The organism is Planomicrobium okeanokoites (assembly GCF_003428875.1).
GTDB classification, from domain to species: Bacteria; Bacillota; Bacilli; order Bacillales_A; family Planococcaceae; genus Planococcus; species Planococcus okeanokoites.
The window spans coordinates 100,640-107,782 of the sequence record NZ_QQRS01000007.1; the positions used below are offsets into that span (position 1 = coordinate 100,640).

Sequence of the window (7,143 nt, forward strand, 5' to 3'; positions counted from 1 at the left end):
CCACACAGTTGAACCATATAACGAGGTAAAGGGGAGAATGAAAATGAGAATTTTAGTAGCGTGTGAAGAAAGCCAAGTAGTAACGAAGGAATTTAGAAAGTTAGGACATGAAGCATATTCTTGTGACATTTTAGAATGTAGTGGAGGTCATCCAGAATGGCACTTACAACAAGACGTAACGGAGTTGTTAAAAGAAAAATGGGATATGATTTTAGCTTTCCCACCATGCACATTTTTAACAGTTACTGGAAACAGATGGTTCAATATTGAAAGATACGGAGAAAAAGCGATTAAGAGAACGAAAGATAGAGAGGAAGCAATTGACTTCTTTATGTTATTCGCTAACGCAGACTGCGAAAGGGTAGCGATTGAGAACCCAGTTGGGGTTATGAGTTCACATTGGAGAAAACCAAACCAAATAATACAACCTTATGAGTTTGGCGATCCGTTTGAAAAGAAAACGTGCTTTTGGTTAAAAGGACTACCCAAATTAAAACCCACAAACATAGTAGAACCACCACCAAGAACAAAGTTTGATAGTGGGAAATCAATGCCAGCGTGGTACGCAGAAGCGTGGAAGTTACCGAAAGAAGAAAGAGCAAAACTAAGAAGTAAAACATTCCCCGGTATAGCAGAAGCTATGGCGGAACAATGGGGAAATTCATAATATTAATTACTGCACAGTTCGCACACAAAGTCCGATACCAAAAACTTCGAAAGGGGTGATTAACCATGATCGCAACCGAATGGAAATGCGAGTGCGGCGGAACGTTCTTTACCGTTGAAAATACGCCGTCACCGAAATGCTGCGCGTATTGCGCCAGTGAGCAGATTAAGCGGGTGTAGGCTGTCCACAGATTATATAGAAGGAGTTGATGAAAATGAACGAGTTTTCGAATAACGACCCGCACCAAACAAATTTCCAATGCGAATGCGGTTCCGGACTTTTCGAAACAATTAACGACGACCATCCACACGGTATGTCAGCGCTTAATGATGATTTTGATTACGTTTGCTACGAGTGTAGGAGACTAGTCAACAGTTCTAACTATGTAACCGAACCTGAGCCGGAAGAGTATTAGCCTTCCACAGAAATGAGGTGATACGAAATGGATATCGAACACAGCGACATTAACCGGATAGAGCGCATCGGCTATCCCAATCCCGAATATCTCGAATGGGAGTTGCGCCAAGCGAATGAACCGAATGTTGAAGATGACGAAATCTGGCCCGATGGATTGACGCTCGATGAATGGCAAAAAGAAAAACGCTCACCGGCTAGGGTGAACGCTTGAACCGTCACATGTGGCGTGTAACGAAATTTAATAATCTACCGTAATTTTACCACAGAAATGGAGTGTAAGTAAATGGCATTCAAACTTTACGAACTAAGCGCACAATACCAACAACTTATCGACTTAATCAGCAGCAGCGATACCGAACGTCCGGAATTTACCGATACGCTGGAATCCATCGAAGAAGCGATTGACGACAAATTGGAAAACACAGCGAAGGTGATACGCGCCATTGAAGCGGAAGCGAACGCCATTAAGGTGGAAGAGGAACGCCTAAAGAAACGCCGCCAAGCGCTGGAAGGCAACGCGGATCGCTTGAAGGATTATATCTTTCAGACGATGCAGGCGACTGGCAAGGACAAGGTAAAAGGCGCTCACGTTGGTTTGCGCTTGCAGTATAACCCGCCGAGTGTGCGCTTGCTCGATGAAAAGTTAGTACCGGCGCATTACCTGGTTGAGCAGCATCCCACAGTTGATAAGAAAGCGTTGTTGGCTGATTTGAAGAATGGGATTGCTGTGGAAGGCGTGGAGTTGAAGAGGGAACAGAGTTTGCGAATTGTATAGAAGGAGTTGGGAATATGCGAGAAATTAAGTTTCGAGTATGGATTGATGGTTACAAAATGATTGCACCATTCGACTTGTCGCAACATCCGCAATATTGGGCGCATGAATTGAAGGATGGCGTTAGGTTGCAATATACCGGCTTAAATGATGTAAACGGTTTTGAGATTTATGAAGGAGATGTTATGCGCCTAGCTGGATATCCTGATATGCACATCGTGTTCCTCAATGGTTGTTTTGTTGGGAAATCGACCAATAAAATACAAGCGATGAATTGGGTTCCGAATTCGTTAACGAGTTTAAACCTGTTGAGGTATGAGGTTATCGGAAACGTTTACCAAAACCCTGAATTGTTGGAGGTGTCCACAGAATGAATAAATCAGATTCCATTGTGGAAATCGCCAAAGCGCTCTCAGCGTTTCAAGCGGAAGTGAAGCAACCGGAGAAAACAGCGGCGAATCCCTTCTTTAAAAGTTCGTATGTTCCGCTTGAAGAAGTAGTAAAAACAATCAACACTTTCGGCCCGAAACACGGATTGTCATTCACACAGTGGCCATCCACAAATGAGCAAGGTAAACCAGGAGTTGCAACACTCCTTTTACATTCATCGGGTGAATATATCGAATACGATCCGGTGTATATGAAATCAGATAAGGATACGGCGCAGGGTGCTGGCAGTGTCATCAGCTATCTCAAACGTTACGCCTTATCAGCAATTTACGGCATCACAAGCGATGAAGACGACGACGGCAACAACGCCACCGGAAATGGCGCGACGAACAAAAAACAAACTAAAAATGACGACTTTTAAGTCGAAAAGGAGAAATGCAAAATGGCTATCAAACTTAACTTAAATCAAGAGGTAAAAGAAGCGCCGCAACAAATCAAAGCTGGTGAATACGAGGTAACAGCAACAAACTTCGATACAAAGGTTGTAGGTGATAAAAACGTAATTTCATTCGAGTACGAGATCCGCGACGATGTAGAGCAAGAGTTTCAAGGAAGAAAGATTTTCCAGGATGATTTCTTTTGCACAGAGAAGGCGCTTTGGAAGATTGAAAACGCATCAATTGCAGCCGGTTTCACAGAAGAAGAATCTGAGTTTGAAAAGTACACAGAATGGGCGAAAGCGTTTTTGAACAAGAAACTGCGTTTAGTTGTGAAGTATGAAGAAGCGAACAACGGTAAAGAATATCTGCGTGTTAAGTATTACAACAAATCAAGAGTTGCTCCACCTGCACCAGTTGACATTGACGAATCGGAGCTTCCTTTTTAATAGGGAGCTTCACCGTTAATAAGCGTGAATTTGAACAATAAAGGAGAGGAATTATATGTTCATAGAAGTTACTTTGAAAGACGGTACAAAGAGTACTTTTAATCGAGATCATATCGTACATGTTTGGGAGATGGGTGAATGTGCAGGGGTAGAGACTGTAATTCATAGAGCGGGAGATTACTTCGAGGTAAAAGAGTCCTATCAAGAACTAAGGGGACTTTTAATTCCTTAATAGCAGTCCGCACGCAAATAACTGTAACGCCATCCACAGAAATACTAGGAGTTGAGACCATTGGCAAAGTATAACCTGCAAGACATTCCATACGACCTTCAAAAGCTTCGGCAGTGGGTCTTGTGGAGTTTGGAGGAACGACCGGATAAGAAAAACGGTGGCGTGAAGCTAACCAAAGTACCGAAGCAAGTTGACGGCAACAACGCATCACCAACTTACAAAGGTACATGGTCCAGCTTTTCCGCAGCCAAACACGTAATGACCGAATACGGATTCGACGGTATCGGCTTTGTGTTCACAGCAGAAGATGAGTTTATCGGGATCGACCTGGACGATTGCGTTGACAGTAAAGGTAACATTTCCGAGTTTGCTAAAAAAGTAATCGAACAACTCGACAGCTACACAGAGTTTTCACCATCAGGCGAGGGCATCCATATCATTATCAGGGGCGCTCTCCCCGCTTCCTTTAAGAAGGGGATGCGTAACGACGAGTTGGGCATTGAAATCTACTCAGAGGGGCGTTACTTCACGTTTACAGGCAACCGAGAGAATGAGAACGATGTGTTTGAACGAACGGACGAATTAGCAGAGTTGGCAAGTGAGTTGTTCACCTTTGAAGAAGCAAGTGACGACAACGATTTTGAAGTTGATAAGGATATTGACTATGACGAAAACAGCATCACCGGCATTTGGAACAAAATGTTCAAGTCGAAAAATGGTGATGATATCAAGCGTATGTTTAACGGTGAGTTAATCGTCAACAACGACCACTCAGCAACAGATCAAAGTTTAGCGAATCACCTGGCGTTCTGGTGCGATAAAAATTATTCGTTGATGGATCACATGTTTAGGCAAAGTGATTTGATGCGCAGCAAATGGGACGAAAAGCGCGGCTCTGAAACATACGGCGAGATTACATTAAAACGGGCCATCCGCGACACCAAAGAAACGCTTAACCCGAAAACGGAACGCCTAATCAAAATTAAAGAAGCAGACCAAACAACACCAGTATTCATGCACACCGAACTTGGCAACGCTGAATGGTTTGCACATGAATACCGCGAGCGCATCCTTCACAGCAATCAATACGGGTGGCTGGTGTGGAATCAGAAGAAGTGGGAAATTGACGACATGAGCAAGGTGGAAGTACAGGCGACGAAGTTATTTAAAACATTGATGGCCTTCCACAGTGATATTGATGATGAAGAAGCTGCGCAAGCTGAGGAAAAGGCAGCGCGCAAATGGGGCCACGCTTCGCAAAGCAGACGAGTTATCACGAATAGTTTGCTACTGGCGAAGGCGTTGCTTCCAGTGAAGAATGAACAACTCGACACCAACAAATACTTACTCAACTGTCAAAACGGCATTGTGGATTTAAAGACCGGCACGCTACTCCCACACGCATCGCATCATCTAATGACGAAAATCGCGGATGTGGGATACGAGAAAGATGCCGATGCGCCTACCTGGAAGAAGTTTTTGGAAACGATATTCGTTGACGAAAAAGGCAATACGGATTACGAACTGATCCGATATGTGCAGAAGTTAATCGGCTACACGATGACTGGCGACATTACCGACCAAAGCATGTACTTCCTATACGGCGGCGGTAAAAACGGTAAATCCACTTTCATCAACACGGTGAAGGACATACTGGGCGATTACGCACGCCAAACCAACAAAGAGACGTTCATATCTAAAGAACACAACGGCAGCGCAAACAGCGATGTGGCGAGGTTAGCAGGCAGTCGGTTCGTCTCTGCTGTGGAAAGTAACGAGGGCGAGAAGTTGGATGAATCGATTGTGAAGCAAATCACCGGTGGTGAAAGCATCATCGCGCGCTTCCTTCATAAAGACTATTTCGAGTTTTCACCAGAATTCAAAGTGTTCTTCACAACCAACCACAAGCCGATTGTAAAAGGTTCAGATGAAGGGATATGGCGGCGCATCAAACTAATTCCATTCCTTGCCTTCATACCGGAAAAGAATCGAGATGCAACGCTGCCAGTGAAGTTGAAAGAAGAAGCGAACGGCATACTCAACTGGATGGTCGAAGGGTGCTTGCTGTGGCAGAAGGAAGGATTGAAACCACCGGCATCCGTTGAAGGCAGCAACAAAACATACCGAGAAGAAATGGATCTTCTGCTTCCATTCATCATCGAGTGCTGCAACATCAATCCATTGTCCGGTGTTGGCTTCAAAGAACTGTACAACGAATACAAACTGTACTGCCAGGAAAACGGAGACTTCGAGTTGAAGAAGCGGACGTTTGGCCGAGAATTGGAAAACAGAGGTTACAAGAAAGAAAACGGCACTGGAAATAAAGTGGTGATTCGAGGATTGGAATTAAACGAAGTGGTGATGAAGCAAAAAGAAGCGGTTCGCTTTAAAAATTCCAAAAACTGGAGATAGTTAATAAACGAGTGATTTTCGATTCAAAAATTAACTCTTCGCAAACCCAGTCATATCAAGGGTTTAAGTACCTAATAGTTAATATAGTTAATTTATTTCTCTATTGCAGAGATGAAAGAAATATATATATAAAAGGAAAAGGCGTTAAGGGTGTAATAAACGTAAGGAGCCTACAATGCAAAAAATGGTTAACTAAATTAACTATTTTGACCACAAACCCAGTCATACCAACGGTTTGAGCGAGTTAATTTTAGTTAAAAAACGAGTTTCAAAAGTTAACTATTCCGGAAAGGATGATAATTCTGTGGAAATCGTAGCGGAAAAATCAGTAAAAGCGACCATTCACAAAATTGTGGACTGGTTAGCCGGTGAACCTAATCAGCGAATCCTCGATTGGGTGAATGCAGACGACGGATCGTACCAGGACATTATCAAGTTTATGGATATTTGCGCATCGAACGGCTGGAAGCAATTGAGCGATTCACCTTTTGAATACGCCACTCCTGATGCTGTGGAAATCGCAAACAGTCTTTATAAGCGGGCAATGGAGAATTTTGGAGGTAAGCGGTAATGGTGCAAGCGTTCAGATACAACTACTCAGATACAGAGGTAAAGAAAATACTAGCGACTTTGATGATTATTGTGGATACGCGTGAAAAGGAAAATCAGCATGTGACCGATTACCTGGACAAGAAAGGCGTTCCGTATATGAAAAGGACACTTAAAACAGGTGATTACGGATGCTTGATACCAAAGAACGAAGAACTCGGCATTATGCGAGATATCCAATTAACTGCCGCTGTGGAAAGAAAAGCGCACATTGACGAAATAACCGGCAACTTATCGAAGCTAAAAGCAACGGCCTTCGAGAATGAATTGATACGCGCTAGTGATATTCCATTCGTGCTAGTTTGCGAAGATCCCGACGGTTACGGCAAAATATTGCGCGGCGAATACCGGAGCCAGTACGATCCGAAAGCGCTGCTCGGCAGACTCAAAACGTTTGAAGCGCGTTACGGTTTCAGTATCGTGTACTTGGACAAAGCGTATACAGGAAATTACATTTACCATCACTTTTACTACGCGGCGATGGAATGTGTGAAGAAAGGGTTGATTTAATATGACAGTCAAAACAAACCCCTTCAATCGCGGCGGTGTCGTGAAATCGGAGTTGGGGAGCGAAGAAGAACGTGCAGATAAAATTTTGGAGATGAATCAACGCGGATTTGTAGCAGTCGCCACGTATGAATACGAAACCACTTACCTCGACCGTGTAGCAACAGGATACAAAAAACATACTAAGATTAGTAGGACGAACCAAGGCATTGGTTTATCCTACTAATTTTTTTATAGTAGAGGTGAAGCGG

10 protein-coding genes are annotated in these 7,143 nt (G+C 43.5%); all 10 read left to right on the forward strand.

From position 1 onward, the window contains the following. The first annotated feature begins 43 nt into the window (after nucleotides 1–43). The 10 genes from D2910_RS13820 to D2910_RS13870 all read left to right on the forward strand — a co-directional run bounded on the left by D2910_RS13820 (nucleotide 44) and on the right by D2910_RS13870 (nucleotide 7,118). Nucleotides 44–667, forward strand: coding sequence for a hypothetical protein (locus D2910_RS13820; protein WP_117313849.1), 624 nt, complete (start codon nucleotides 44–46; stop codon nucleotides 665–667). A 442-nt stretch (nucleotides 668–1,109) separates the two neighbouring features. Further along, the gene (locus D2910_RS13830) at nucleotides 1,110–1,295 is read left to right on the forward strand and encodes a hypothetical protein (RefSeq protein ID WP_117313853.1); all 186 of its coding nucleotides are present in this window, start codon (nucleotides 1,110–1,112) and stop codon (nucleotides 1,293–1,295) included. Between the two features lie 72 nt (nucleotides 1,296–1,367). Beyond that, nucleotides 1,368–1,859 carry a siphovirus Gp157 family protein gene (locus D2910_RS13835; protein ID WP_117313854.1) on the forward strand — a complete coding sequence of 164 codons (492 nt, stop codon included), beginning with the start codon at nucleotides 1,368–1,370 and terminating at the stop codon, nucleotides 1,857–1,859. A gap of 14 nt (nucleotides 1,860–1,873) precedes the next feature. Continuing rightward, nucleotides 1,874–2,230, forward strand: coding sequence for a YopX family protein (locus D2910_RS13840; RefSeq protein ID WP_117313856.1), 357 nt, complete (start codon nucleotides 1,874–1,876; stop codon nucleotides 2,228–2,230). Next, on the forward strand, nucleotides 2,227–2,667 hold the full coding sequence (locus D2910_RS13845; protein WP_117313858.1) for an ERF family protein: 441 nt from the start codon (nucleotides 2,227–2,229) through the stop codon (nucleotides 2,665–2,667). The genes D2910_RS13840 and D2910_RS13845 overlap by 4 nt, the downstream gene beginning before the upstream one ends. A gap of 21 nt (nucleotides 2,668–2,688) precedes the next feature. Next, complete coding sequence (locus tag D2910_RS13850) at nucleotides 2,689–3,132, forward strand: DUF669 domain-containing protein (RefSeq protein WP_117313861.1); 444 nt, start codon at nucleotides 2,689–2,691, stop codon at nucleotides 3,130–3,132. Nucleotides 3,133–3,424: 292 nt separating this feature from the next. Continuing rightward, entirely contained in the window at nucleotides 3,425–5,776 is a 2,352-nt protein-coding gene (locus D2910_RS13855) for a phage/plasmid primase, P4 family (RefSeq protein WP_117313863.1), read from the forward strand. 304 nt (nucleotides 5,777–6,080) lie between these two features. Beyond that, the gene (locus D2910_RS13860) at nucleotides 6,081–6,347 is read left to right on the forward strand and encodes a hypothetical protein (protein WP_117313865.1); all 267 of its coding nucleotides are present in this window, start codon (nucleotides 6,081–6,083) and stop codon (nucleotides 6,345–6,347) included. Further along, nucleotides 6,347–6,895 carry an ERCC4 domain-containing protein gene (locus D2910_RS13865; RefSeq protein ID WP_117313867.1) on the forward strand — a complete coding sequence of 183 codons (549 nt, stop codon included), beginning with the start codon at nucleotides 6,347–6,349 and terminating at the stop codon, nucleotides 6,893–6,895. Before D2910_RS13860 ends, D2910_RS13865 begins: the two co-directional genes overlap by 1 nt. A 1-nt stretch (nucleotide 6,896) precedes the next feature. Next, the gene (locus tag D2910_RS13870) at nucleotides 6,897–7,118 is read left to right on the forward strand and encodes a hypothetical protein (RefSeq protein WP_117313869.1); all 222 of its coding nucleotides are present in this window, start codon (nucleotides 6,897–6,899) and stop codon (nucleotides 7,116–7,118) included. The last annotated feature ends 25 nt before the right edge of the window (nucleotides 7,119–7,143 follow it).

Excerpts from the sequence above, each read along its gene's own strand:
- D2910_RS13870 (WP_117313869.1), top strand. The coding sequence starts at position 6,897 with ATGACAGTCAAAACAAACCCCTTCAATCGCGGCGGTGTCGTGAAATCG.
- D2910_RS13835 (WP_117313854.1), top strand. The coding sequence starts at position 1,368 with ATGGCATTCAAACTTTACGAACTAAGCGCACAATACCAACAACTTATC.
- D2910_RS13820 (WP_117313849.1), top strand. The coding sequence starts at position 44 with ATGAGAATTTTAGTAGCGTGTGAAGAAAGCCAAGTAGTAACGAAGGAA.
- D2910_RS13850 (WP_117313861.1), top strand. The coding sequence starts at position 2,689 with ATGGCTATCAAACTTAACTTAAATCAAGAGGTAAAAGAAGCGCCGCAA.
- D2910_RS13840 (WP_117313856.1), top strand. The coding sequence starts at position 1,874 with ATGCGAGAAATTAAGTTTCGAGTATGGATTGATGGTTACAAAATGATT.
- D2910_RS13830 (WP_117313853.1), top strand. The coding sequence starts at position 1,110 with ATGGATATCGAACACAGCGACATTAACCGGATAGAGCGCATCGGCTAT.
- D2910_RS13845 (WP_117313858.1), top strand. The coding sequence starts at position 2,227 with ATGAATAAATCAGATTCCATTGTGGAAATCGCCAAAGCGCTCTCAGCG.
- D2910_RS13865 (WP_117313867.1), top strand. The coding sequence starts at position 6,347 with ATGGTGCAAGCGTTCAGATACAACTACTCAGATACAGAGGTAAAGAAA.